Annotated in this window: 21 protein-coding genes; 11 read left to right on the plus strand and 10 right to left on the minus strand. The window is 48.7% G+C overall.

Features of this window, described 5'->3' with window-relative positions:
• Positions 1-77: 77 nt before the first annotated feature.
• The 10 genes from glsA to cobA form a co-directional block, all read right to left on the minus strand.
• Positions 78-1073 carry a glutaminase A gene (gene glsA / locus CPY98_RS07820; RefSeq protein ID WP_043492603.1) on the minus strand — a complete coding sequence of 332 codons (996 nt, stop codon included), beginning with the start codon at positions 1071-1073 and terminating at the stop codon, positions 78-80.
• Between the two features lie 94 nt (positions 1074-1167).
• The gene (locus tag CPY98_RS07825; protein ID WP_040045941.1) at positions 1168-2484 is read right to left on the minus strand and encodes a dicarboxylate/amino acid:cation symporter; all 1317 of its coding nucleotides are present in this window, start codon (positions 2482-2484) and stop codon (positions 1168-1170) included.
• A gap of 274 nt (positions 2485-2758) precedes the next feature.
• Entirely contained in the window at positions 2759-3076 is a 318-nt protein-coding gene (locus CPY98_RS07830; RefSeq protein ID WP_096387143.1) for a DUF4387 domain-containing protein, read from the minus strand.
• A complete protein-coding gene (locus CPY98_RS07835) occupies positions 3073-4446 on the minus strand; it encodes an acyclic terpene utilization AtuA family protein (protein ID WP_025802701.1) in 1374 nt (457 codons plus the stop codon). Before CPY98_RS07835 ends, CPY98_RS07830 begins: the two co-directional genes overlap by 4 nt.
• 1 nt (position 4447) lies before the next feature.
• Positions 4448-5692 carry a methylaspartate ammonia-lyase gene (locus tag CPY98_RS07840; protein WP_025802703.1) on the minus strand — a complete coding sequence of 415 codons (1245 nt, stop codon included), beginning with the start codon at positions 5690-5692 and terminating at the stop codon, positions 4448-4450.
• Positions 5692-7137, minus strand: a complete 1446-nt coding sequence (locus tag CPY98_RS07845) for a methylaspartate mutase subunit E (protein ID WP_025802707.1) — start codon at positions 7135-7137, stop codon at positions 5692-5694. Before CPY98_RS07845 ends, CPY98_RS07840 begins: the two co-directional genes overlap by 1 nt.
• A 14-nt stretch (positions 7138-7151) precedes the next feature.
• Entirely contained in the window at positions 7152-8543 is a 1392-nt protein-coding gene (gene glmL, locus CPY98_RS07850) for a methylaspartate mutase accessory protein GlmL (protein ID WP_096387146.1), read from the minus strand.
• The gene (gene glmS / locus CPY98_RS07855; protein ID WP_025802711.1) at positions 8540-8986 is read right to left on the minus strand and encodes a methylaspartate mutase subunit S; all 447 of its coding nucleotides are present in this window, start codon (positions 8984-8986) and stop codon (positions 8540-8542) included. Before glmS ends, glmL begins: the two co-directional genes overlap by 4 nt.
• 602 nt (positions 8987-9588) lie before the next feature.
• Positions 9589-10449: a GHMP kinase gene (locus CPY98_RS07860; RefSeq protein ID WP_096387149.1), complete on the minus strand. Its 861-nt coding sequence runs from the start codon at positions 10447-10449 to the stop codon at positions 9589-9591.
• Positions 10450-10535: 86 nt separating this feature from the next.
• Positions 10536-11318, minus strand: a complete 783-nt coding sequence (gene cobA, locus CPY98_RS07865) for a uroporphyrinogen-III C-methyltransferase (protein ID WP_096387152.1) — start codon at positions 11316-11318, stop codon at positions 10536-10538.
• Between the two features lie 751 nt (positions 11319-12069).
• On the opposite strand from cobA, the gene CPY98_RS07870 reads away from it, so the two are divergent.
• The 11 genes from CPY98_RS07870 to tssL all read left to right on the plus strand — a co-directional run bounded on the left by CPY98_RS07870 (position 12070) and on the right by tssL (position 25129).
• Positions 12070-13605 carry a cobyric acid synthase gene (locus CPY98_RS07870; protein WP_096387154.1) on the plus strand — a complete coding sequence of 512 codons (1536 nt, stop codon included), beginning with the start codon at positions 12070-12072 and terminating at the stop codon, positions 13603-13605.
• A gap of 25 nt (positions 13606-13630) precedes the next feature.
• Entirely contained in the window at positions 13631-14389 is a 759-nt protein-coding gene (cobS, locus tag CPY98_RS07875; RefSeq protein WP_096387157.1) for an adenosylcobinamide-GDP ribazoletransferase, read from the plus strand.
• A 22-nt stretch (positions 14390-14411) separates the two neighbouring features.
• Entirely contained in the window at positions 14412-15476 is a 1065-nt protein-coding gene (gene cobT, locus CPY98_RS07880) for a nicotinate-nucleotide--dimethylbenzimidazole phosphoribosyltransferase (RefSeq protein WP_096387160.1), read from the plus strand.
• 32 nt (positions 15477-15508) lie between these two features.
• On the plus strand, positions 15509-16432 hold the full coding sequence (locus CPY98_RS07885; RefSeq protein WP_025802722.1) for a LysR family transcriptional regulator: 924 nt from the start codon (positions 15509-15511) through the stop codon (positions 16430-16432).
• Between the two features lie 161 nt (positions 16433-16593).
• Positions 16594-18240 carry a fumarate hydratase gene (locus CPY98_RS07890; protein ID WP_096387163.1) on the plus strand — a complete coding sequence of 549 codons (1647 nt, stop codon included), beginning with the start codon at positions 16594-16596 and terminating at the stop codon, positions 18238-18240.
• 16 nt (positions 18241-18256) lie between these two features.
• A complete protein-coding gene (gene cobO / locus CPY98_RS07895) occupies positions 18257-18847 on the plus strand; it encodes a cob(I)yrinic acid a,c-diamide adenosyltransferase (protein ID WP_096387166.1) in 591 nt (196 codons plus the stop codon).
• 564 nt (positions 18848-19411) lie between these two features.
• Complete coding sequence (locus CPY98_RS07900) at positions 19412-20056, plus strand: hypothetical protein (protein ID WP_043492645.1); 645 nt, start codon at positions 19412-19414, stop codon at positions 20054-20056.
• A gap of 969 nt (positions 20057-21025) precedes the next feature.
• Positions 21026-21526, plus strand: coding sequence for a type VI secretion system contractile sheath small subunit (tssB, locus tag CPY98_RS07905; protein WP_025802730.1), 501 nt, complete (start codon positions 21026-21028; stop codon positions 21524-21526).
• Positions 21527-21551: 25 nt separating this feature from the next.
• Positions 21552-23105, plus strand: a complete 1554-nt coding sequence (gene tssC, locus CPY98_RS07910; protein ID WP_038502127.1) for a type VI secretion system contractile sheath large subunit — start codon at positions 21552-21554, stop codon at positions 23103-23105.
• Between the two features lie 18 nt (positions 23106-23123).
• Positions 23124-24473 carry a type VI secretion system baseplate subunit TssK gene (tssK, locus tag CPY98_RS07915; protein WP_096387169.1) on the plus strand — a complete coding sequence of 450 codons (1350 nt, stop codon included), beginning with the start codon at positions 23124-23126 and terminating at the stop codon, positions 24471-24473.
• The gene (gene tssL / locus CPY98_RS07920) at positions 24470-25129 is read left to right on the plus strand and encodes a type VI secretion system protein TssL, short form (RefSeq protein WP_096387171.1); all 660 of its coding nucleotides are present in this window, start codon (positions 24470-24472) and stop codon (positions 25127-25129) included. Before tssK ends, tssL begins: the two co-directional genes overlap by 4 nt.
• Positions 25130-25140 lie beyond the last annotated feature (11 nt).

A 25140-nucleotide genomic window follows, 5' to 3' on the forward strand; every position in this document is an offset into this window, starting at 1 on the left:
GCCACGCTTTTAAGCGTGGCCTTTTTGCTTTGGTATTTTGCCAACCCCAAATGCGCTATCTCACGAGGGAAAGCCCCTTAGCGAAACACATTCGCCTGTGTGGCATGGGCGATGTACTCAATGGCTTCCTGCGCACGCACGCTGTTTCCTTCTTTATCCAGCGGCGGTGAATAGACCGCAACCGCATATTTCCCCGGCACAACGGCAAAAATTCCGCCGCCTACGCCACTTTTAGCAGGGATCCCCACGTTATACAGCCATTGGCCTGAACCGTCGTATAGCCCCGCAATTGCCATTTCAGCCAGAATCTTTGGCACGTTCTCTTCAGCGATCAGACGTTTACCGCTATAAGGTGATTGACCATGATTGGCAAGCGTCGCGCCCATCTTCGCTAAGTCGAGGGTGGAGGCGTCCACCGAGCACTGGCGGGTATAAAGATCCACGGCTTCGCGCGGATTGCTATACAGCCGACCGTACGACTGCATCAGCAAGGCGAGCGCCTGATTATGCTGATTGGTTTCTGATTCAGACTGATAAACCTCTTGGTTAACGTGCAGTTGGTTATCAGCAAAGGCATTCAGATTACCGATAATCTGTTGCCATTTAGCATCAGGGTTCTTGGCGTTAAGCAAACTCACCGAGCTGATAGCACCCGCATTCACCAGCGGATTCTGAGGACGCTCTGGGCGCAGCTCAACGGCTAAGCCTGAATTAAAGGGAAGCCCAGTGGCATTCGCACCCAGCTTATTCAGCGTCTGTTTTTGCCCTTGTTGCTCCATCACCAGCGCCAGAGTAAATACTTTGGTGAGAGATTCGAGTGGAAAAAGTGCGTCTTTATTGCCTGCGGAAAATATCTGCCCATCAACGGTGGCGATAACGATAGCGTAATTATCAGGGCTATATTTCGCTAAGGCGGGAATGTAATCCGCCACATCGCCACGTTTATCATTTTTAAATTGCGTGTAGGCATCCTGCACTAGGGTTGAATAGTCCGTGTTCGGGGCAGTTTTTGCATAGGTATTTCCCATCAAACACACGATGATAAAAAAAGCGGAGATAACTTTCGTTTTCATAACGGTTTCCTAGCGTGAGGCGGTAAGGCAGGAAAAGGGAAACATGCACAGCGGCATGCCTCCCGAGGGATAAAAAATGATGACAAACGAAATATTATTTGGCTTCTGCTTCAATGATGAATTGCTCTGAAGGTTCGTTATCATCCACCATGCTATCTAGGCACCTCGCTGTTCCTCGGCAGCCTTCACCGTAATGCTCACCTTCCCAACGGCCAACCAGCGCAGCACCCACGGCGTTACTCATCACGTTAGTGGCTGAGCGACCCATATCAAGGAAAGGATCGACGCCCATCAGCAGAATCAAGCCTGCTTCAGGAATATTAAACTGGCTTAGCGTGGCGGCAATAACCACCAACGAGGCTCTTGGAACACCCGCCATGCCTTTGGATGTCAGCATTAAAATCAGCAGCATGGTAATTTGTTCACCCATCCCAAGATGAATATTGCAGGCTTGGGCAATAAAGATAACGGCAAACGAGCAGTAGGCCATCGAGCCAACTAGGTTAAATGAATACCCAATCGGCAAGACGAAGCTGGCAATTTTGTTGCTGACGCCAAATTTTTCTAGCGCTTCTAACGTACCTGGGAAGGCCGCTTCTGAACTTGATGTCGTGAATGCGAGTAGGGCTGGTTCAGAAATACCTTTAATCAGTCGCAGGGTACAGCGACCAATCAGCAACACTGAACAACCAATCAGAATCACCCACAGGCCTGCCAGCGTGAAGTAAAACTCGCCCATGAAGATCCCAGCGCTCACCAACACGCCAAGACCACGCTCAGAGATCATCGCGGAAATGGCGGCGAATACGGTTAGAGGTGCGAAAAGCATCACGTAGCCAGTAAGTTTCAGCATCAGATGAGCTAACGAATCCAACACGGAGACGATCGGCTTCGCTTTATCGCCAATGGCGGAAAGGCTGATCCCCATAAAGATAGAGAACACCACGATCTGCAGAATTTCATTGCGCGCCATGGCGTCAACGATACTGGTTGGGATTGCGTGAGCAATGAACACTTTCGCCGAGAACGGTACTGGCTCAATGCCATCAACGGCACCCGCGCCCGCTGCGACAAAGTTGATACCATCGCCAGGTCTCAACAGATTCACCACGACCAGACCCAGTAAAATGGAAATGAATGCAGCGCAGATAAACAAAAACAGGGTCTTAGAAAAAACACGTCCTAAGGTTTTGGCATCGCCCATTTTCGCGATCCCGACCACCAGCGTTGAAATGATTAACGGTGCAATAATCATTTTGATTAAACGCAGGAAAATATCAGTGAAAATAGAGATCTCGGAGGCGTAAGACTTGGCGAATTCTTGGCTACAGAATTCGTTTATTAAAAAACCAGCAATAACACCTATTATCAGACCCAATATGATCATTGTGGTTAGGTTTTTCGATTTCATAATGATTCCATTTATAAGTAGGGTAGTATCATTTCTCTAACGTTATTTAATAACGGAGCTGATGTTGTGCTTCATTGAATGAAATTTTTACCCACGGCATATTTGTGTATTAAATATTTCCTCTTTATTGCCAAGTCATGGTGCAAAGTTGTGTCGTAAAGTTATGGTGCTAAAAATGCCGTAAAGAAAAACAGTAGTTTCAGGTTAGAACGGTGCAAAGCGCAGCGAACGACGGAGCGCTTCGCACCGTGTGTTTCATTTTGATATTTAAAAGCTAAACATCGAATTCGAGTTTTAACAGCGGTGCGTGCTGCTGAGCACCATACACATCGGTATCGCCAACGGAGCCAGACACTATGCCGCGAGGCATCACCACCTTAACGGCGTTCGCAGGGTCGAACCACACAATGCGGTGAACTGATTTTGGATCTATTTTATAAATCTGAGCAATCAGCTCTTTTTTAAATTGCCCTGATTCTTTGATGTGGGAATATATTTTTTTATCCTTAAATAAAATATCCAGCACTAATTCATAAGGACCCGCATTTTTAGACCTGACCACATGAGCCAAGTCTAGGATTGATTTTTTCATGCGATCGCTCCTTCAGGCGTCACGTTTTCTAAACGGAACTTAAATTTAATCTCAGGGGTATATTCCATTAAATGATAAATGGAAAATTCATACACTACGCCGCCTTTAATATCCGACGGAGAGAATGGGAATGCTAAATTACCCGCTGTCGCAATCCGGCCGGTATAGCCATAATGCAACAGGGTAGAGCGGGCAAGAGAACAAATACTATCGGCCATCGCCTGAGTCGGCGCGACGACGTCGAGTAAAATCCCCAATTCATAAGAGGTGGTATTTGGCTCGGGCTCCATCTTACCCATAACGCCATTTTTGCCATAAAGCTGGAAATTCAGCTTCACGGCATCAGGCGCGATACTGAGGTTCTTCTCTACGCTCTGACGCACTTCCACCAAGATATCGTCAATGTTGGCAATCATGATCGGATCGCGGGTTCCCGCAATACTGAGCGTGCGATAGCCCACTGGGCGAGCGCCTTCCAGTTTCACGGTGTAAGGCGTTTCTTCGTGCACCGAACCGGTTACGCGGACTTGGCCATTTCCGGCATCCTTAAACTGACAGGCCTTCAGGTTCAATACCCCACCAGGCCCCGGCAAGAAATAAGGGTCAGATTTCTCATAGAGCGTATGCGCTGCCGCAGACGTCTCAGTAAACTGACGCTTTTTATTGAACGCTTTCAGGGTGAAACCGCTTTCGTCCAGAATGCCCATCGCGCAATCCGAGCCTGATCCCGGCGTGGCCGCAATCGCCGCACACTCCAGTATTTTGCCGCAGTGCAGTGCCAAACCTTCGTCGAATCCCTGCATGATAGGCAGCGCTGCAAAGCAGGCGGGATCGTAGGCTCGGCCACCTAACACCACCTGAGCACCTGCCGCCAGCGCTTCTTGGAACGGCTCGATACCCATTTGCGCCACAATATAGGTGGTTGCATCGATGGCTTCGTGGGTCAGTTCAGGAACAAAATCCAGCGCGGTAATTTTTCCCGCATCCAGCGCGGCGTGAACGACCGCTTTATCCACGTCGGCAGGGATCACCGCCATGGTAAACTCAAGCGCTTCTTCTTTGGCAATCTCAAGAATGATTTGGCGACACCACTCCAGATGAGGTTCAGCACCGGAACCCCCAGCGGTGCCAATCACCACCGGAATATTGTGCTGAACACCGGCGGTGATCATATAACGCAAATCACGCTTGACCCCTGCGCGGTCGGTGAAGGCTTTGCCTGCGCCGAGATAATGTGGACCCGGATCGGAAGAACCCGCGTCAACGGCGATCAAATCGGGAGATTCCTCCATCGCCAACATAAAGCTTTCTTCTGGGAACCCGTATCCCAGAATGGCGGTTGGCGACAAGATCTTAAACGTTTTAGACATGTTAGTTCGCCTTTGCATTCAACTGAGCGAGAGTACGAGACATCTCGTTAAATACGATATTCATCCCTTCATCAAAGCCCATACCCGGCTTGATCAGCATACGCATTGGGCGTGAAGCGATGGCAACGTGCACGCAGGTGCGGGCGCTAACGTCGGTTTCGTTACAGGTACCGCCCTGATACGCTTCCATACCTTTTTTATTACAGTAAAGAACGGCGTCAACGATGTTATGGATACTGCCCAGATCCGGAGTTTTAATCTGAACCATATGGCAGCTGCCTGCATCGGTAAAATCGATGATGTCTTGATAGGTATTGCACCATTCGTCAGCGACGATTTTGACCTTCGAACCCAGTTTTTTGAGGTGGTGGGTGATCTCGGTTAACAGACGGATCTGATCGGGTTTATTACCCGCGTCAACCGGACCTTCAATGTACAGCTCCAGATCGCCCGCTTGCTCTTGCAGGCTGGCGATATACTCCGCGCAGCGGATCGGATCTTTATCGAAAATCAGACCGATGGTGCCGTAAACGTCAATATGCAGATTCGGTTTATAGTTAGGATCGACGCGCAGATCGGCAATGCGTTTTGCCAGCCAACTCACATACTCACGCAGCTTCTCACCGTTGCGGCCCAGCTTTTCATCGACGTTGTTAATCAAGCCGTGTGGCAGCACGTCAACGCCTTTCACGATCATTTTGTCGACGGCGATATAGCGATCGTCGCCGCTTTGCCCAAACAGAGGAATAGATTCAGCGATAACTGGCAGGTGCCATTCGTCACAGACCACTTCGGCTTTTAAACGGCCGGTAGCTAACGCGGTTGCGTCCAGCAACGCCTGTGACAGACCATAGCGGATCGCCGTATGCAGCTGTTTGCCTTCAATGGTCACTTCGTCGAAGAAACGGGCGTTAAGCAAAAACTCATCCACGCTGCGGCCTTCAAGCAACGGCTTAATGTGTTTTTCCAAGAAAGGAACAAAATTTGCCGCCACAAACAGCGGATCGCGACCGCCTGCGCCAGAGTATTGAACCGCCGCACAGTCACCCACGGCCACTGCGCCGTTTTCTAAAATTAATTGGATAGAAACGCATTCACCGGCCTGACGGATCGAGGTAAACCCTGGTGTGACCGGCTTCCCTTTATAGATAAACCCATCTAACTGAGCGCCATTTTTAATCGCCTGCTGATCGTCAAAATAGAAGGATGAATTGCCAGCGGTGAAGAGTGCGTGTTTGATTTTCATTATGGTCTTCCTATTAATTTGCTATGGGATACAGCGTTAATATCATCAATGATCATTTGGAAAGAGGGCTCACGGCCTTCTTCCTTGGCGCGTTCGGCAACAAAATCGTGGTGCAGCGTCAGGACATCTTTAGGCAGCGGCACAGAGCCTGGATCGAATACGCGGATCGCGCCGTTGTTGTCGCGGATCGGCAGCATTTTTCCTGAGTTACAGGTCGCTGGCGCAAACGGTACATCCAGCACACCGGCTTCAAAGGCGCGTACCGTGCCGATTGCGATGTCGCCGTTACCCAATTCCAGCACTTTGTTCATTACGGCACGCACTTCACGCTTGATAAGCTCCACTTCGCGATCGACTTCTAGGCACGGTGGGAATTTCTGATCGCGAACCATATTCAGCATCTGATTAGAGGCGCGCAGCCCTTGACCGTTGGCCTCCGCGGTTGGAATGCCATAGGCCTCATGCGGGCTCTTAGTAATCACCTTGGTTGCGCCAGCCATTCCGGCAACCGCTGCACCCCAAGAGATAACGGCGAATGCGCGGGACTCATCTTCAGGGAAACCGCCCATCCACTGATGGAAAACGGTGCTCAGTTCATAGTTCTCATAGCCATTGGCACGGAAATATTCATGAGACAGATCGCGCAGCGACTTAATGGCGGCAATGTCTTGCACGATGTTGCCGACCTGACCGTAGCCGACGGTAATAGAGCGAACGCCTTGCTCCAGCGCGAGCAGCCCTTCAATGATGGCCACCGCATGGGAAACAAACGGCGGGATCAGCGTGCCGGTTAATGGGCCGAACGGTTCGCGGTTGATTCGAATGCCATGCTCTTCATACACGCCGATCAAACGGTCGCAGTATTGCCAATCACGGATGGATTTTTCGAGCGTCACGCGTTTCGCATAGGGAATGTTGTAGGAGATACCGCCACCTTCGTAGCTGGTAAACCCGCTGGCCATCGCGATCTCGGCTAACAGACGAGCGTCGGGCGTGCCGTGACGGATCTGAAGTGGCTTGTCTAGCGACTCTGTAATGCCACGGCAGGCTTTTACACCGTGGTTGACGACCGGCAGGCCGTTAAGCTTCGAGGTTCCTGCTTCTATGGATTTCTGAATGCCGATGGCGGCTTCTTCATAACGATTCAGACGGGTATAGGCATCAATGGTGGTTGGCAGCAGATCGCAGTCTTTTTGCAGCGTTTTAAGCAGCGCAATATGCTCTTCAATTAACGCCACCCCCGCACGTGGCTGGCTGAGCGTGATTCCTTGGTTGTCGGCTTCAAACAGTGCCTTGGCGAAGTTTTTTGATTCAGGGATCGTTTGCTGATATTTGACGCAGTCCTCAAATTTTTCAACATCCTTGCCGGTATGCCAAGTTTGTAAAACACTGGCACGCTCGGTCATAAAATCGTCTAACGTAATTTTTTTGTTTCGAAGTTCCATCATGACTCCAATTTTTACTTGTTCAAAATTTGAACGCTAGTCTGGGCGGCAGCTTTAGGAAAGCGACGAGCGACATTGGCGAGTAGCGGAAGTAAACCCTGTGTATCTCGGTAATATTCAAACTGACTTGGCAGCAGCACTTGTTTGCCGTCATCGTCCAGATCGCGATATTTCAACCAGTGGTGAATATCGAAATCATGAGCGCGTGAGAGCCAGCCGCCGGTGCCGATCACTTTTTTAATCGGATTGAGATCTCGGCCCACTTGGAGGTCGACATTTCCGGCGCAGGTACAAACCTGTACTTTTTTGCCTGCGTGGCGTTCAGCGGCGTAACCCACACAGATCCCCGCCAGCAGTTGATCAAAGACGCGCTCTTCATCGGTACGCGGCAGATAGCCGGGATGCGCCACCAGATGCTTTAGGTAGTGATGAAAGGCCGCAATTTTGCTTTCTTGATGAGAAAAATAATGCGCAATCAGCGGCGCTCCGGTTTCACCCGCCGTGATGGCCGATACTCGCATCCCCAGATCACCCTCTACGGTGCGCTTGACGATAGGTTCAGGCAGCCCATGCATCACGGTGTCCGGTGCCAGACTGTTCTGGTTGGCTGAATAAATATCGGTCGTGGCGCCGCCCATATCGATCAGCATGAAGGTTTCCCATCCCACGACATGGCGACGGATCTGCTCCACGAGTTCGAAAACGGAGTAGGGGGTAGGCAGCGGCTCTTCGCCAGTCTGCTCCACAATGACGTCTAAGCCTTTTCCCTTAACGATTTTATGCAGGAAAATATCGCAAATAGCGCTGCGCGCACCCAATGGACTTGGGTTATCCAGACTCGGCAAAACGTTATCGACGATGGTTAAATCTTTATCGCCGAGCAGATCCTGAACCTCATCTTGCAGGTCGCGATTACCCGCATAAATAATGGCGCAGTCGAGATTAGATTTGGCCAACAGCTTGGCGTTGGCTAAACCATGTGCACAGTCACCGCCGTCGGTGCCTCCGGTAAACAGCAAAATATCGGGTGGTGTAGCTTCTAAAGCACGCAGATCTGCTTTGTTCAGGTTATAAGCAAAATGCTGCGAAACCTTTGCTCCGGCAGAATGCGCCGTGACCTTCGCCGATTCTAACGTGATGCTGGGCACCAGACCGATGGCGGCAACGGCCAGCCCGCCTTTGGCCGACGAGGAGTAATCAAGCTTGATTTTTCCCGATGCCAAAAGAGGACGTGCATCGTCAACGTTGAGGATTCTATTCAGAACGGTAAAAAATCCTTCAGCCAGATGGTGCGGTGTCGTTGGGGATAATGCGCAGTTTTTGACTTCAATATGGTCATTATCTCCCACCTCGAACACTGCTCCTTTTGTCCATGTGGAGCCGATATCGATAGAGACGTTGATCATTGCACGCCCTCTGCCACGCGTTCGTTTTGCATAACGGGTTCAATGTCTTTTCTCATCAGCGAGCAAACCAGCTCCAGATCCGTATCCGGTGCAAAGACGCGATTAAACCCCATGCCTTTAAATTTGGTCTCGATATCACAAAAGTCATGTTTACCGATAACCAGATTACCGCCCACGTAGAGCAAGATATCGCCGATACCGCGCTCGATGCAGTTTTCCCGCATGCCAATACAGTCCACTTCACCGTGCCCATAAATAGAGGAAACGACGATAGCCTGTGCGCCGGTTTCAATAGCCGCGTCAATATACTCATCCTGGCTAACCATCACGCCGAGATTAATAACGTTAAAATCGTGCATGGTGAATACGCGATCTAATACTTTGTTACCAACAGCATGGCAATCAGCACCGATGACGCCAATAACAATTGTTGGATTTTGCATGTTAATAAGCCCTCTATTTAGATAACGGTCCATATTTAGCTTGATGACTGGAAAGTTAATTTCATGATCAAAATCATGGTTAAAACTGGCCAGAAGTTATTTTTGTGACATGCTGCATATAAAGTGTTGGCAATAGCGCGACGATAAAAATTCAAAAAACATCGCTGAATATTTGTTCATATCAATGTGCTTTTTACGCTAATCAAACACAATTGATATCTCGTAAGGAGTTCTTGAAAAATAGATGTTTTATTATTTACAAATGATTGTTAATTTAAAAATCGTTAAAAAACATATTGTTGAACGTAGTTTGATTTTGGTAAAAATAAAAGCTTTCTACAAGTTGAATAAATTAATCTCTAATTTGTGATCTACTTAGTGTTTATTGATTTGTGACCTTAGTCATATTTATTCGTTATTTTTATTTTTTAAAAAAAAGAAGCAATGCTGCCAACATAAAAATAAAACTCACGCTGGCGATTAAATGCAATTATTGTGTGCCATATAGAACGAAATATAACGAAAATTTAAATACCCTCTAAACAGGGTGTTTTATCTTAAAAGTATATGAGATACGTTAATTAACTATTTAGAATTCGTCACTAATGCACGCCACCGACAACGGTTTTAACAACATGAATTCTCGGATAGCTGTGAGTTATTTTTCGCTCCTGCAAGGCGCTGACTATTTTGTCGATATCATGTTTACGTCGATCGCAGAGTAAGCCAACGACGCTTCCGCTGTGGGCCACATTCAAACCATAAATCCCCCAATGTTCGACCAGATCGCGCAGCTGGTTAAATTCGGGTTTAGGCAACAAAGCCTCACTGGCAATCGCGCTAAGCGTAGTTGCTTCTCCCAGTCGATAATAACAGCGGCGATGGTTTGCAAGGTGAAATTGAATTAGGGCATTTTCTAAATTCTGGGCCTGATTAAGTAGCAGCGACTGGCGATCTCTACGGTGAAACTCTTCGGTGATGATGCGCTGCGGACTTTCTAACAGCACAATATCCAGCGTAGGCAGCCACGGAAAATGCTGCTGGGTTTGCGCCGTCTGATGGTCAAAAAGCGTAAGGTTTTTAAAGATGGTGCTGTCCGTGGGTTCGATGGCGACGCAAAGTATGGCCAGATGTTCGGCGCTTAGCGAACGGTTAAGCAATCGCGCGGTAGCCACTGCCGTGGCGGCAATATCGGCGGTACTACTGGCTAAGCCTTTGGCGACCGGAATAGTTGAATCAAACTCAATGCGCATACTTTCGGCAAGCCTTGGGGATTCACCAAAATAGGACAACACCTGCTGAAGCATTTGCCGCATTCGTGGACGCTCTTGTGGGCTCGGTTCCCCTTCATTGACGTAAACGGTGCTATACCAGTTGATAGGGCAGGAGATGAGCTTTTCCCCTCCATTCATCCATCCTTGTAGCAGTTCACCACAAGAAGCTGGACAGGATGCTTCAGCCATAAATCACACCTTGATTGATACCGATGGTTAACCGTCTGCCCACTGGGCTAAACAGATTTTTTGCTAGTTTCGCTGCTTTTCATCGGCTATATCGCCTGCAGCAACACTTCTTGGCTGATATCAATCTGGCTGGAAGCAAATGACAGTATTTCGCTGAGATTAACAACGTGGCCAATAACCAGAAGCGCAGGCGCGTGCAGCTTTTTACGCTGAATTTCATCCTTGAGCGTGGTTAAGGTGCCTTTTGCTATCTGCTGTTTTTGCTGGCTGGCATACATAACGGCCGCCGCAGGCGTATCGGGTGATTTACCGGCCTCGATCAACAACTGGCAAATTTCCTCTTGTCGTGTCATACCCATGAGGACAATCAGAGTGCCTTCCAGCTGTGCCAGCACCTGCCAATTTTGCGGTTCGTTGCCTTGGCACATATGTCCTGTTACCACGTGAAAACTGGAGGCGTAATCACGATGGGTGACAGGAATGCCTGCACAGGCCAGCCCACCAATAGCGGAACTAATCCCCGGAATAATCTCGAAAGGAATACCGCACAGCGCCAGACTTTCTGCTTCCTCGCCGCCGCGCCCAAATACATAGGGGTCACCCCCTTTTAGGCGAACGACGTTTTTTCCCATTAAGGCATGATCAATGAGGATTTGGTTGATGTTCTCTTGAGGAACTGGGTGATTATTCGGTTTTTTACCAACGTTAATAATTTGGCAATTCGGTGAGGCTTGCGCAATCAGATCAAGATTAACCAAACGATCGTGGACAATAACTTGAGCCTCACGAATAGCGATTAAACCTTTAACCGTAATGAGTGATGCATCTCCTGGCCCGGCTCCAACTAGTAAAACTTTTCCTTTCCTCATTAGACAAACCTTTATGGCTGAAAATTATGGCTGAAAAAAGTGAGCGCTATTTATGTAAGTGTAAAATAAATTTTATTATATAAATTCTCATTGGGGTTTCTGATGCGGTGCTATTATTAATGACTCGAAAAAATATATGTTTGACGCCGCTCCCAATATTTAATCATTTTACGGAATGATCTCTTTATATTATTTGACGTTCTTATGTTTTGTTTATATGTTGTTGAAGTTTGTGGTTTTTTTATTTATGGTTTATTTAATTTTTAGCTTTTTATGTGCAAAGTAAACGCTTTACATATTTACTTTTGAGATCTGCAATGTCCTTGGCTATGTTTTTGTTTTATAAATTTGATTTTTTGTGTTGAATAATGAACTTTATTTATTAATAAGAAGCAGGTCACAAAAAAAACGAATTGCTATGTTTACCGATATGAAAGTGTGTATTTTAATTATCGAGCTTGCTAGTTGCGAAAATGTAAATAAATTCTGTCACTCAATAACTGTTTTTCAATAAATAGCGCTGTAATTTTTACGAGCGTGTGTAATTTATTTTTAAATTTATAGATTTTTTCTTCTTTATTTGTATAGAAAATGCAACAAATGCTCTTCCGTAAAATAATAGTAAAGTCAGTCGATATTAACCGACGGACATAGAATTTATAAATTTAGCACGCATAAACCTCACGAGGTAAGTCATGCAAAAACGATCAGGAAATGATCGCGGCACTGCGGCACTGGGAGGAAAAGAGAAATGAGCCTTTCGCTGATGGTTCAAGGCACCGCCTCCGACGTAGGAAAAAGTGTTTTAGTCGCCGGATTTTGCCGTATTTTTATGCAGGATGGTTATCGCTGTAAGCCTTTCAAATCACAGAATATGGCGTTGAACTCAGGGATCACCGCGCAGGGCGATGAAATGGGGCGAGCACAGATTTTTCAGGCACAGGCGGCGGGAGTTGCGCCCGATGTGCGTATGAATCCGGTGCTGCTTAAGCCAACGAGCGATCGCAAAGCGCAGGTTATTGTGATGGGAAAAGTGGCCTGCCATATGGATGCCGTGGAATATCACCATTATAAACCCCAGCTACAGCAGCAGATTAAAACCGTCTATCAACAGCTGGCGAGCGAATCGGACATCATGGTGCTGGAAGGTGCAGGCAGCCCGGCAGAAATTAATCTGCGCGATCGAGATATCGTGAATATGGGCATGGCCGAGGCCGCTGGTGCACCGGTATTGCTGGTGGCTGATATCGACCGCGGCGGGGTATTTGCTTCTATCTATGGCACCTTAGCGTTGCTCAAACCTGAGGAAAGGGCGCGTGTCATTGGCGTAATCATCAATAAATTTCGCGGTGATATCGCGCTGTTGCGCCCTGGACTCAAGCAAATTGAAACGCTGACTCAGGTTCCCGTTCTCGGCGTTTTGCCTTGGCTATCGCTGGATCTGGAGGATGAAGACGGCGTTGCGCTGCAGGTTGGAAAATACTCCTCCGCCAAAGAAGCCGATCTGGACGTGGTGGTGATTCAGTTTCCGCATATCGCCAACTTCACCGATTTTAATCCGCTCTCGGTGCAGCCGGATGTACGTCTGCGCTACGCCGTCGATCCACAGGAAATCATGGGCGCGGATCTGATTATTTTGCCGGGCAGTAAAAATACGCTCGGCGATCTGAGCTGGTTAAGATCGCGCAGGCTGGATCGCGCGATTAAAAAAGCCCACGGTTCAGGTACCGCAGTCATGGGGATCTGCGGTGGTTATCAAATGCTGGGTAATCAGATTTTCGATGAAATGGAATCCGGCCTAAGCCATATGTGCGGATTAGGCTTGCTGGATGTGGATACCTGTTTTGAACCGAGTAAAAAAACCGCGCAGGTGGCTGGCGTTTCTGGCTCTCACCTCAACGGCCTGCTGGCTCAGTGCTGCGATCAACCTCTGACGGGTTATGAGATCCATATGGGAGTTTCAACGCTGGGTGAAAATGCCCGCCCGTTTGCCCATATGCAGGTTAAGAATGGTCAGGCGGAAACGTGGCTCGACGGGGCGCTAAACCATGATGGCAGCGTAGCGGGCAGCTATTTGCATGGCCTGTTTGACCAAAATCTGTTCACCCGATCATTGCTCAATCAGCTGCGGCAGAAAAAAGGCCTAGCACCGCTAGACGGTGAAAACTTCGATTACACGCGCCACAAAGAGACGCAGTTTGACGCGCTGGCATCCAACATGCGCGTGCATTTGGATATCGATCGTATCTACGCTTTGATGCGCCAGCATCAGGAACCACAACATTGAGGCGGGCTCGCGGGAGCAATATCCAATGACGCTGACGATGTTCTGGGCCACGGTGCAATTTATTACCCGCTTGCCGGTGCCAAGCCGCTGGGCCGAGGGGGCCGATTTTCAGCAATACGGGCGCGGCGTTCCTGCATTTCCCATCGTGGGGCTGATGGTGGGGATGCTGGCCGCTGGGGTTTCGCTGGCTATTAGCCAGTCAGGCGGGGGCATTTTTATTGGCGCGTTGGGCTACGTATTTGCGCTGACGTTGCTGACCGGCGGTTTTCATTTGGATGGATTAGCCGATACCTGCGATGGCATTTTCTCTGCCCGCCAGCGCGAGCGAATGCTGGAAATTTTGCGGGACAGCCGCCTTGGCACCTACGGTGGTTTAGCGCTGATTTTCTGTGTGACAACCAAAACGCTGGCGGTGGTATCGCTTTCCCAGCTATCCCCGTGGGTATTATTCGGCTTTTTGAGCTGTGCCTGCGTGGCGGGGAGAACCGCGATGGTGCTGGTGATGTATGGGCAGCGCTATGCCCGCCAAGGCGACGGAATGGGCAACATCTATATCGGCAAAATATCACGTTTGCAGGCAGCAACCACGTTAGTCATCGGCTGTTTGCTGGTGGGAATACTGGGCGGTCGTCAGGCGCTGGCGGCGTTGGCTATCACATTCGTCGCTATTTACGCGCTGGCGGGTTACTTCCGGCATCACCTCGGCGGGCAAACCGGAGACACGCTGGGCGCGGCAGAAGAGATGGGCGAGCTGATTTTCCTTTTAGCGCTACTTTGGGTATAGCACCACCTTAATGAGAAAAAGCATGAACACATTAGACTCTATTATTCAAAGGATCCGCCCCTTAGATCGGGAAAAAATGGCGCAGGCTGCGAGATATGTGGATGCGTTAGCCAAACCACCGGGAAGCCTCGGGCGCTTGGAACAGCTTGCGATTCAGCTGTCTGGCATGTCGGGGATTGCGGATTTAGCCAATCTGAACAAAGAAATTATCGTGATGTGTGCCGATCACGGCGTGTTTGATGAAGGGGTTGCCGTCACGCCTAAAAACGTCACGGCGATCCAGGCTCGAAACATGCAAAAAGGACTCACCGGAGTATGCGCGCTGGCCAAAAACAGTAATACGCGCGTGCTGCCCGTTGATATTGGAATTGATGCAAACCCTATCGCCGACCTACGTTCGCTGAAGCTGGCGCGCGGCTGTGGAAACATCGCTCGTGGGCCAGCGATGAGCTATCAGCAGGCACAACAACTGTTGATTTCCAGCGCCAATCTAGTGCAAGAGCGCGTGGAGCAGGGGATTTCCATTTTTGGCGTTGGCGAGTTGGGTATTGCGAATACTACGCCAGCGTCGGCCATGATCAGCGTGCTGACCGACACCGATCCTCATGACGTAGTCGGTATCGGCGCGAACCTTCCTTTGGCGCGAGTGGCACATAAAGAAAGCGTTGTGCGGCGTGCCATCGAGGTTAATCAACCGAATGCAAATGATGCCGTTGACGTGCTGGCCAAAGTCGGTGGTTTTGATCTTGTTGGTATGACCGGCGTGATCCTCGGTGCCGCAGCCGCCGGCGTGCCAGTCGTGCTGGATGGCTTTCTCTCCTATGCGTCGGCGCTTGCCGCGTACCGTCTGGCGCCACAGGTGCGAGATTACTGCATTCCCTCTCATTTTTCGGCTGAAAAAGGGGCGGGGGTAGCGCTTTCGCATCTCGACCTTGTTCCGTATTTATATCTGGATCTGCGCTTGGGTGAAGGCAGCGGCGCCGCGATGGCGATGTCGGTGATTAGCGCGGCCTGCGCCATGTATTGCGATATGGGGCAGCAAACGAGCAGTGGTTTTAGTTTACCGCCGTCGCCGTTACGTAACTGATTTTTTAATTATGAATTAATGGGTGTATCAACATGCGCTGTAAAATTCCTAAGACCGATCTATTAGTGACGTTTGAAGCCGTGGCTCAATATGAAAGCTACACGCGTGCGGCAGAGAAATTAGCGTTAACGCAGAGTGCGGTATTTCGTCAAATAACCGCATTAGAAGAATTTCTCAACGTGTCTTTATTCCATCACGTGCGCAAGCGAATTTTTCTTAACGACGCCGGTCGTTATTATCTCGATCTCGTCAGAGATACGCTAGAGCAGATGGAGCGCGATACGCAAAGTATTATGTCCTATCAATCTACGCAACAGATTTTGGAATTAGCGGTCACGCCAACGTTTAGCACACATTGGCTTATTCCTAACCTGAGTGACTTTCATGAAAATAATCCTGAGATAGTGCTTAATTTAATTGCGCTAACCACACCCGCTGATTTTTTAAATCTGCGCTATGACGCCGTGATTATGCGCGAAGACTTCTGTAGCCCTTGGGCGGAGAATGAACATTTATTTGAAGAAGAGTTAGTTCCGGTGTGTAGCAGAATGCTGTGGCGCGACGATAAAGAGGTGATGCGCGCGGACCAGTTACTGGATGAATTCACGTTGTTACATCAGACTACACGGCTAGATTCATGGCACGATTGGTTTGCGTTATCCGGCGTGAGCAGCCCGCAGGTGCGCATGGGGCCACGCTTTGATCTGCTCTCTATGCTGATTTCCGCCGTGCGTTCCAATTTGGGCGTTGCGCTGCTGCCGCGCTTTGCAATTCATAAAGATCTTGAAAATGGCGATATGGTGATCCCGTGTGATTTACCTATGAGCACCGGTAACCACTTTATTTTAACCTATAAAGAAGGAAAGCGAGGGTTGCGTAGTTTGCAGAAGTTTAGCCATTGGGTGCATGAAAAATCGAATGACGAGGAATTAAAAAGAACAGGTATTCACAGTTAAGCATCATATGTTGAAAATTGAACAATTGATTTTTAAGTTAATAAAATAATAATTGGAATTGTTTTTATATTTTCAATTTTTAAATAATCTATCTTTTTGTTACGCCTCATGGCTAGCAAGATCCTCTTGCTACTATTTTTTCAATTTATTGAGTAAAAATAATGCATAAAAATGATTTTTTTTACCAAGAGATATTTCCTCTATCTGAAGATAAAACCGAGTATTACCTCCTTACCGATAAATACGTTTCTACTTTTACTATTGCTGGCAAGGAAGTGCTTAAAATAGAGCCTGAGGCGTTAACGCTGGTTTCTCAACAGGCGTTTCATGATGCGTCATTTTTCTTGCGTCCTGCGCATCAGCAGCAGGTAGCAGCCATTTTGCACGATCCACAGGCCAGTGAAAACGACAAATATGTGGCTTTACAGCTCCTGCGCAATTCTGAAATCTCAGCGAAGGGCATCTTGCCCAACTGCCAAGACACGGGCACATCCACGATTGTGGCCAAGAAGGGCCAGTATGTTTGGACTGATACTGACGACGTAGAAGCGCTATCACGCGGCATTTTTAATACCTTCCGCCAAGACAATTTGCGCTATTCACAAAATGCGGCGTTAGATATGTACAACGAAGTGAATACTGCGACCAACCTGCCCGGACAAATTGATATTTTTGCTACCACCGGCGCGCAGTATTCATTTTTGTTCGTGAATAAAGGCGGCGGCTCAGCCAACAAAGCCGCGCTTTATCAGGAAACCAAAGCGATTCTTGAGCCGGAAAAACTTAAAGCGTTTCTGATCGAAAAAATGAAAAGTTTAGGCACGGCAGCCTGCCCGCCGTATCACATTGCCTTCGTGGTTGGAGGCTTATCGGCGGAACAAACCTTAAAAACCGCTAAGTTGGCCTCAACCAAATATTTCGATGCGCTGCCGGTGAGCGGCAATGAGTACGGTCAGGCATTTCGCGATACGCATTTAGAACAGAGCTTACTCGAGGCTTCTCGCGAGTTTGGCTTAGGAGCGCAGTTTGGCGGCAAATATTTTGCGCACGATGTGCGGGTTATTCGTCTGCCGCGCCATGGTGGATCGTGTCCGATTGGCATGGCTATTTCATGCTCGTCAGATCGCAATATCAAAGCCAAAATCAACAAGCAGGGGATCTGGCTGGAGAAGTTAGAACGCCATCCTGAACGCTACATTCCACAGGCGATGCGCCAGCATCAAGAAGGGCAGGTCGTCGATATTGATCTTAACCGCCCGATGGTGGAGATCTTGCAAGAACTTTCGCGCTATCCGGTTTCGACGCGTGTGTCGCTCAACGGGCCGTTGATTGTGGCGCGTGACATTGTCCATGCCAAGCTTAAAGAACGCCTAGAGCAGGGCGAGCCGCTACCACAATATATGAAAGATCATCCCGTGTATTATGCCGGGCCCGCCAAAAAACCAGACGAATATGTTTCAGGCTCGATGGGGCCAACCACCGGTGGGCGCATGGATAGCTATGTTGAGCTGTTTCAATCCCACGGCGGAAGTTTAGTGATGCTCGCCAAAGGCAACCGTAGCCAGCAGGTAACTGACGCTTGCGCACAGCATGGGGGCTTTTATCTGGGCAGTATCGGCGGTTCGGCGGCGATTTTGGCCCAGGAATATATTGAAAGCTTGGAGTGTCTTGAATATCCCGAGCTGGGCATGGAGGCAGTATGGAAAATGAATGTCAAAAACTTCCCTGCGTTTATTTTAGTCGATGATAAAGGCCATTCATTTTTCGACCAAATTCAGATGAAGGCATGCGCAGGCTGTCAAAAATAGCCATAGGAGCATCGTCATGAGTGAAGAACGCTACCAACAGCGCCAACAGCAGCTCAAAGAGCGTGTTGAACAGCGCGTTGCGGCAGCCACGAAACGCTGCGGGATCGTGATTGTATTTACCGGCAATGGCAAAGGTAAAACCTCTGCGGCTTTTGGTACGGCGGCACGGGCAATCGGTCACGGGATGAAAGTCGGTGTGGTGCAGTTTATCAAAGGGGAGTGGGAAAGCGGCGAGCGCAATCTACTCGAACGCGCTGGGGCTGAGTTTCATATCATGGCCACCGGTTTTACCTGGGATACTCAAGATAAGCTGTCGGATACGCGGGCTGCGATGACGGCGTGGGAACAGGGCAAGCGTATGCTGGCAGACCCTTCCTATGGGCTAGTTATCTTAGATGAACTGACCTATATGCTGACCTATGGCTATTTGGCGCTCGATGAGGTATTAACCGCGCTCGAAAATCGACCTGCTCAGCAAAATGTGGTGATCACGGGAAGAGCCTGTCACCGAGATATTATCGCGTTGGCAGATACGGTGAGTGAACTACGGCCGGTTAAACACGCCTTTGATAACGGCATTCAGGCACAGGCAGGCATTGATTGGTAATACGCATCGAAACGTAATAAAGCTTGCTTGCTACGTAACAAAGGCCATGCCGTGCTGTGTGGCCTTTTTCTCGCCAAAAAACAAATGATGAAATTTTCCCCGTTTTGCCTAAACAGTGACTATAGTCAATGTATGACACGGCAATAAAGCAAGTCATTGGTTTCCTATCACACTTTAAGACGGCTTGGCTTAGGCTTTGTTTATAGTTTTGTCCATCTCTAAGAACTTTCTAAATAGTATTAAATTTCGTTTTTTCTGGATGAAAAAAATAAATCCCTAACGGTTAGTGTTGTTAATGTTAAGCGATATATGCATGCAATTTATAAGGTTATTGATTTTCTAATTAAAAATCAATGATATGAGTTTTTATGATTGAAAGTAAAGATAGATTATGACGATCAATTGAGCGTTTTTGATTGGCTGTGATTGGTGTTGACGATCAATAGATCAGATTTGATCGAAATTGATTATCGAAATACCCATTGATAGAATGAGTGAATATTCTATCTTGTAAATGCGGTGTTGAGTGAATGCTTCGCTGAAGCACCCTGCTTGGGGGACATCATGGATGACATATTCTTATTCAGTCGCTCGCACATCATGCAGTTGGCTATTGCGAGCATCACAGGATGCCGTTCAGCAACACCTCGAACCAGCCCCAACTTCAAGTTTCAAAACCCCATACAAACTGCCGTAGCGGTGCTGATCATTCGGCCTAAGCTACTGGTGGTTGATACGGTGTTAACGTGCGCCGCTGATATCCAGTATTTATTGCAACGTCTGGCCGAAGAGAGCTATCGCAGCCGTATCGTTCTGATCGTTGACAATAAAAACACTCAAATGGCACGCCGCTACCCGCTAGATTTCCCTGAACTCAACATCGCGTGCATCGGTGACCTGCAAGCGCTCTCTGACACTATTCAGAGCACCTCGCAAGGGTATTTGGTGAATACGCTGTCCTCGCAAATTTATCTTGGCCTGCAAAAGCATATCTCCAATAAATTTGCGGCGTTATTGATGGACTGGGATGCTGCGTGCTCGCAGGCGAAGCGCAAGGGTAACGACTACAAAAATATTTTAAACAGACGCTCTTATCTCAAGAAGAAACTGGGACTCAAGAACAAAACTGAGATTGATCTTCTAATTGGTATGCTAAAACAGCCAAATCGTACCAACGACGCCACTTCTCCCCTGCGTCAGAGCGTTTAGACAGTCGCCACCGCGCCCCCGTATAACGCACCCGTACAAATTACAACCACCTGAGATATCAGCCTCGCCTACCGCGGGGCTATTTTTATGCCTCAACGCTTATTTTGCCTATTTTTTGATCTGTATTTTATCCCGCGACTTGATGCATTTTATTTACTTTAAAGCTAAATGTGCCAAACCCAATGATAAAACCACCGCATAGACCTGAATATAGTGAAAGGTTATATAAATGACTTATCGGAAATTCATGTAATTAATATATACGTCAGCCATAAGTTGAGAATCATCGCGTGAGAAAAACATCTTGGATTATCTGTGATGAACGCAAGAAAACTCCTATTTTTAAACGTATCGTAAATGGATGATGATTATTTATTTGAATTCAACTCGTGGCGATAAATCATCCGGTTTATATGGACATATTGGTTATCTTTATCGGGTTAATGCAAGGTTATTAACGTCTTTTGTGCTATTGAGTTGATGCGATTCATTGAGTTTTTATATTTTAATAGCAAAGTTCCTAGTGTTGTCCGATAGTCATTTATTTGCTCATTCCATAGAGGAAATATCTTATTTTTGAATTCTAATAAATGACTAGGATTAAGCCCGCACTGAGGTGCCTTAAACCCTTGCAGTACAAGGGGTATTGGTTTTTATCGTAAGAAATATCTTACATTTCAATTAGATGATCTATGTCACAAAACGATCTTTTCGTTACATCCTGTAACAGTTAAACGTTTCTTAATAGAAGTAAAAACTTCTTAAACTCAGTCACGAGTATTTTGCTTACTCACCTTTCCTTATTAATTAAATATGTACTAGAAATGCTAAATATCGCCAATCGATGAACGTTTTGACTACGCCGTTTATTCGCAATTAATCCACCTGTTCACGGTGACTTAATTTAAGGCAGGGAATGTTTGTCACGACTGGCAGTTATCCTTAATTTTCAGTTGTAAGGGACAGTAAATGGCTTCATCAAGTTTCCAAAATGAAGTACCCAAGGCTCGCGTCAATATCAAATTGGATTTACATACCGGTGGAGCACAGAAGAAAGTTGAACTGCCGCTGAAATTACTGGTAATGGGCGACTACAGCAACGGTAAAGAACAACGTCCACTTTCCGAACGCAGCAAAATCGATATTAATAAAAATAACTTCAATAGCGTATTGGGTGAATTCCAGCCAAGTATAAAAATGGCAGTGCCAGATACCTTGGCCGGTGATGGTACGGATACTGCGGTATCTCTGACTTTCAACGATATGAAAGATTTCGAACCTGAACAGGTAGCTCGCCAGATCCCTCAGCTACGTGCTCTGCTCGCCATGCGTAACCTACTACGCGATCTCAAATCAAACCTGCTCGACAACGCAACGTTCCGCCGTGAACTCGAAAATATTCTCAAAGACGACGCTTTGAGCGATGAACTGCGCGCGGAATTGGCGGCATTAGCGCCACAAGACTGTTAATCACCGGGTTGGATAAGAGAAGGAAATGCTGATGTCTGTACAGGAAAAAAATGCGCAGGGTAATGCTACCGCTGTGCTTGAAAATGAAGCGCCTATCATGCAGGGCGTTTATGCATCGCTGTTTGAAAAAATTAATCTCAGCCCAGTTTCATCGCTGACCGGCATTGAAATCTTCCAAAATAACGAAGGACTGGCAGAAACCTCCGCCGACGAGCGTGTTACCGCCGCCGTGAGCGTGTTTTTGGATCTGCTGAAGCAGTCGGCGCAAAAAGTCGAAAAACTGGATAAAACCTTGCTAGATGGCCACATTGCCGCATTGGATGCTCAGATTAGCAGCCAGTTAGATGCCGTGATGCACCATCCTGATTTCCAGCGCGTGGAATCCACGTGGCGCGGCGTTAAGTCACTGATTGACCAAACTGATTTCCGCCAAAACGTCCGCATTGAGCTGCTGGACGTGAGCAAAGATCATCTGGCTCAGGATTTTGAAGACGCGCCAGAAATTGCCCAAAGCGGCCTGTATTCCCATACCTACATTCAAGAATACGACACCCCAGGCGGTGAGCCAATTGCAGCCACTATTTCCAACTATGAGTTTGGCCGTGGCCCGCAGGATATTGCTTTGCTGCGTAATATCTCCAAAGTGGCTGCTGCCGCGCATATGCCGTTCATTGGTTCTGTTGGGCCAGCGTTCTTTGGCAAAGACACTATGGAAGAAGTGGCTGCTATCAAAGATATCGGCAACTACTTTGACCGTGCAGAGTACCTGAAGTGGAAATCTTTCCGTGAGAGCGACGATGCACGCTACATCGGTTTAACCATGCCGCGCGTATTAGGCCGCTTGCCATATGGTCCAGACACCATCCCAGTGCGTAGTTTTAACTACGTGGAAGAGGTGAAGGGGCCAGATCACGAGAAATACCTGTGGACCAACGCCTCGTTTGCGTTCGCCGCCAACATGGTGAAAAGCTTCATCAACAACGGTTGGTGTGTGCAAATTCGTGGCCCACAGGCTGGTGGTGCCGTTACCGATCTGCCGATCCATCTCTACGATTTGGGCACCGGTAACCAGGTGAAAATCCCGTCTGAAGTGATGATCCCTGAAACCCGCGAGTTTGAATTCGCTAACTTGGGCTTCATCCCGCTGTCGTACTACAAAAACCGCGACTACGCGTGCTTCTTCTCGGCGAACTCCACCCAGAAACCGGCGCTGTATGAAACCCACGACGCCACGGCGAACAGCCGCATCAACGCCCGTCTGCCGTACATCTTCTTGTTATCGCGTATTGCGCATTATCTGAAACTGATCCAGCGCGAAAATATCGGCACCACCAAAGACCGCCGTTTGCTGGAGCTGGAGCTAAATAACTGGATCCGTGGGCTGGTCACAGAAATGACCGATCCGGCTGATGACTTACAGGCGTCACATCCGCTGCGCGATGCCAAAGTGACCGTTGAAGACATCGAAGATAACCCTGGTTTCTTCCGCGTGAAGCTGTTTGCGGTTCCGCATTTCCAAGTTGAAGGAATGGATGTGAACCTGTCTCTGGTTTCGCAGATGCCGAAAGCCAAAGCCTAATCGGAACCGAGCGCAAAGATGAAAATTGACCGTCCGTTATGGGCTGCTGGGACATTGTTGTCTCCGCAGCAGTTCCAACAGCAGGCGCGCTGGGAGGCTTACACCAATGAGTGTATTGCTCATCTGGCGCTGGTTCACCCTTGGGGGATCTTAGCTGCTGAGTTTGACAAGGACGCATTACGGCTGGGCAAACTGAAAGCGGATCGCATTAGCGTCCGCTTTCAGGACGGTACGTTGCTCGACAGTGAGCGGGCAGATCTGTTGCCACCTGCGCTGGATTTAGCGCAGGTGTTACCTGCTGATGCGCAAAGCGCCACGCTGTTGCTGGCGCTGCCGTTGGAACATGCCAATGGCGGTAACTGCCTACCGACGGATGCCAAAGCCGATCGTCCCATTCGCTATCGTCAGGATTGGGCATCAGTGCAGGACATTTTTGGTAACGATACCGAGTCCATGGCGGTGGCGCGTTATGCGCTTACGCTGCGTCTAGACGGTGATGAAAACGGTGATTACCTAACGTGTCCCGCCGTGCGCTTAGTGCGCGACGTGCAGGGTGTTTGGGGCGTCGATCCGCAGTTCGTTCCGCCGTTGCTTCAGTTCGGTGCGCACGCCGCGCTGGTCAGCTATTTGGATCGTTTATTGACCCAGTTGCATGCCAAACGCACGCGCCTGATGGGGATGCGTCGTGAAAGCAACCAGCGGATGGCCGATTTTGCCGTTGCCGATGTGTCGCTGTTTTGGCTGCTGAATGCGCTGAACAGCTATCAACCGGTGCTGAATGATTTCCTCACCCATCCCGCGTTGCATCCCGAGCTGGTTTATCGCGAATTAGTGAAGCTGGCCGGTGCGTTGCTCACTTTTTCGTTAGAGCACGATATGGATGCCATTCCAGCTTATGACCACGCGCGTTTAAGCTCGGTATTTCCGCCGTTGTTCAGCCTGATTAGCACATTGTTAGAAGCCAGTTTGCCGTCACGCGTGATCGCCCTCGAACTGGAAAAGGTTCGTCCAAACCAGTGGCAGGCCGCATTAAACGACGCTCGCCTGCGCGAAGAGGCGGATTTCTATCTTTCGGTGCGCTCTGCGTTACCGGCTCATCTGCTGCAAACCCAGTTCCCACTGCTGTGCAAAGTGGGCGCGCCGGATGACGTCAATAATCTGATCAACGTTGCCCTCAACGGCGTTCCGCTGATTCCACTCAGCCATGTCCCTGCCGCCATTCCGCTACGTCTGGAAAATCAGTATTTCGCTTTGGATCTCAAACATCCAACGGCGACGGCGATGTTGGCCTCTGGCGTGTGTGCGTTTTACGTTCCGGGAACCTTATCGGATGTGCAACTTGAACTGTATGCGGTGCTGAGAGCATGAGTAAAAAGAGTGTGATTGATATCGACGATCTGCTGCAAGACACGTGGCTGCTGGTGGTCCAACTGCGTCAAGGGGTTCCGGTCGAGCATGGCCAAACCCTTTGGCAGCACTGCACGAAAAATATCGAACGTACCGAACAGACTTTGAAAGAAGCGGGCATGCATCAGAGTGCTATCGATCATATTCGTTACGCCCAGTGTGCTTTGCTGGATGAAACGGTGTTAGGGCGTCCCCAAGACGATGGCTACTCTGCCTGGCACGCGATGCCGTTGCAGGCCCACTTCTTTCAAACCCTACAGGCCGGTGAGCTGCTTTATCAACGCATGCGCGAAGTGCTGCGTGAGCCCGCGCCAAATATGGTCGTGCTGACCTGTTTTCATCGTGTGCTGATGCTGGGGTTTCGCGGCGTCTATGGCGAAAACGATACGCCGGAGCGCCAACAGCTGGTGGCTGAACTTAGCCAGCGCGTAGCGCCGTTGGACGTTGATCAAAGCGCACCGCTGCTGATAAACGCCGCGGCTTCGCGACGTTATCGCTGGCTGCATTCGCGTTGGGTTCATGTTGTCGCTGCGGTAGTGATTCTGGCCGGTGTTTGGTGGGGCTTTCACAGCTATCTCACAACGCTGGTTACCACGCTGCTACCCGCCAAGCCATAAAGGGACGATGA

Origin of the sequence: Hafnia sp. CBA7124 (assembly GCF_002355555.1) — a bacterium.
Classification (GTDB): Bacteria; Pseudomonadota; Gammaproteobacteria; order Enterobacterales; family Enterobacteriaceae; genus Hafnia; species Hafnia alvei.

Excerpts from the sequence above, each read along its gene's own strand:
- cobS (WP_096387157.1), top strand. The coding sequence starts at position 13,631 with ATGACGCTGACGATGTTCTGGGCCACGGTGCAATTTATTACCCGCTTG.
- CPY98_RS07835 (WP_025802701.1), bottom strand. The coding sequence starts at position 4,446 with ATGTCTAAAACGTTTAAGATCTTGTCGCCAACCGCCATTCTGGGATAC.
- glmL (WP_096387146.1), bottom strand. The coding sequence starts at position 8,543 with ATGATCAACGTCTCTATCGATATCGGCTCCACATGGACAAAAGGAGCA.
- CPY98_RS07845 (WP_025802707.1), bottom strand. The coding sequence starts at position 7,137 with ATGGAACTTCGAAACAAAAAAATTACGTTAGACGATTTTATGACCGAG.
- CPY98_RS07860 (WP_096387149.1), bottom strand. The coding sequence starts at position 10,449 with ATGGCTGAAGCATCCTGTCCAGCTTCTTGTGGTGAACTGCTACAAGGA.
- CPY98_RS07840 (WP_025802703.1), bottom strand. The coding sequence starts at position 5,692 with ATGAAAATCAAACACGCACTCTTCACCGCTGGCAATTCATCCTTCTAT.
- CPY98_RS07890 (WP_096387163.1), top strand. The coding sequence starts at position 16,594 with ATGCATAAAAATGATTTTTTTTACCAAGAGATATTTCCTCTATCTGAA.
- tssB (WP_025802730.1), top strand. The coding sequence starts at position 21,026 with ATGGCTTCATCAAGTTTCCAAAATGAAGTACCCAAGGCTCGCGTCAAT.
- CPY98_RS07900 (WP_043492645.1), top strand. The coding sequence starts at position 19,412 with ATGGATGACATATTCTTATTCAGTCGCTCGCACATCATGCAGTTGGCT.
- cobT (WP_096387160.1), top strand. The coding sequence starts at position 14,412 with ATGAACACATTAGACTCTATTATTCAAAGGATCCGCCCCTTAGATCGG.
- cobA (WP_096387152.1), bottom strand. The coding sequence starts at position 11,318 with ATGAGGAAAGGAAAAGTTTTACTAGTTGGAGCCGGGCCAGGAGATGCA.
- glmS (WP_025802711.1), bottom strand. The coding sequence starts at position 8,986 with ATGCAAAATCCAACAATTGTTATTGGCGTCATCGGTGCTGATTGCCAT.
- tssC (WP_038502127.1), top strand. The coding sequence starts at position 21,552 with ATGCTGATGTCTGTACAGGAAAAAAATGCGCAGGGTAATGCTACCGCT.
- CPY98_RS07885 (WP_025802722.1), top strand. The coding sequence starts at position 15,509 with ATGCGCTGTAAAATTCCTAAGACCGATCTATTAGTGACGTTTGAAGCC.
- cobO (WP_096387166.1), top strand. The coding sequence starts at position 18,257 with ATGAGTGAAGAACGCTACCAACAGCGCCAACAGCAGCTCAAAGAGCGT.
- tssK (WP_096387169.1), top strand. The coding sequence starts at position 23,124 with ATGAAAATTGACCGTCCGTTATGGGCTGCTGGGACATTGTTGTCTCCG.
- CPY98_RS07830 (WP_096387143.1), bottom strand. The coding sequence starts at position 3,076 with ATGAAAAAATCAATCCTAGACTTGGCTCATGTGGTCAGGTCTAAAAAT.
- glsA (WP_043492603.1), bottom strand. The coding sequence starts at position 1,073 with ATGAAAACGAAAGTTATCTCCGCTTTTTTTATCATCGTGTGTTTGATG.
- tssL (WP_096387171.1), top strand. The coding sequence starts at position 24,470 with ATGAGTAAAAAGAGTGTGATTGATATCGACGATCTGCTGCAAGACACG.
- CPY98_RS07825 (WP_040045941.1), bottom strand. The coding sequence starts at position 2,484 with ATGAAATCGAAAAACCTAACCACAATGATCATATTGGGTCTGATAATA.
- CPY98_RS07870 (WP_096387154.1), top strand. The coding sequence starts at position 12,070 with ATGAGCCTTTCGCTGATGGTTCAAGGCACCGCCTCCGACGTAGGAAAA.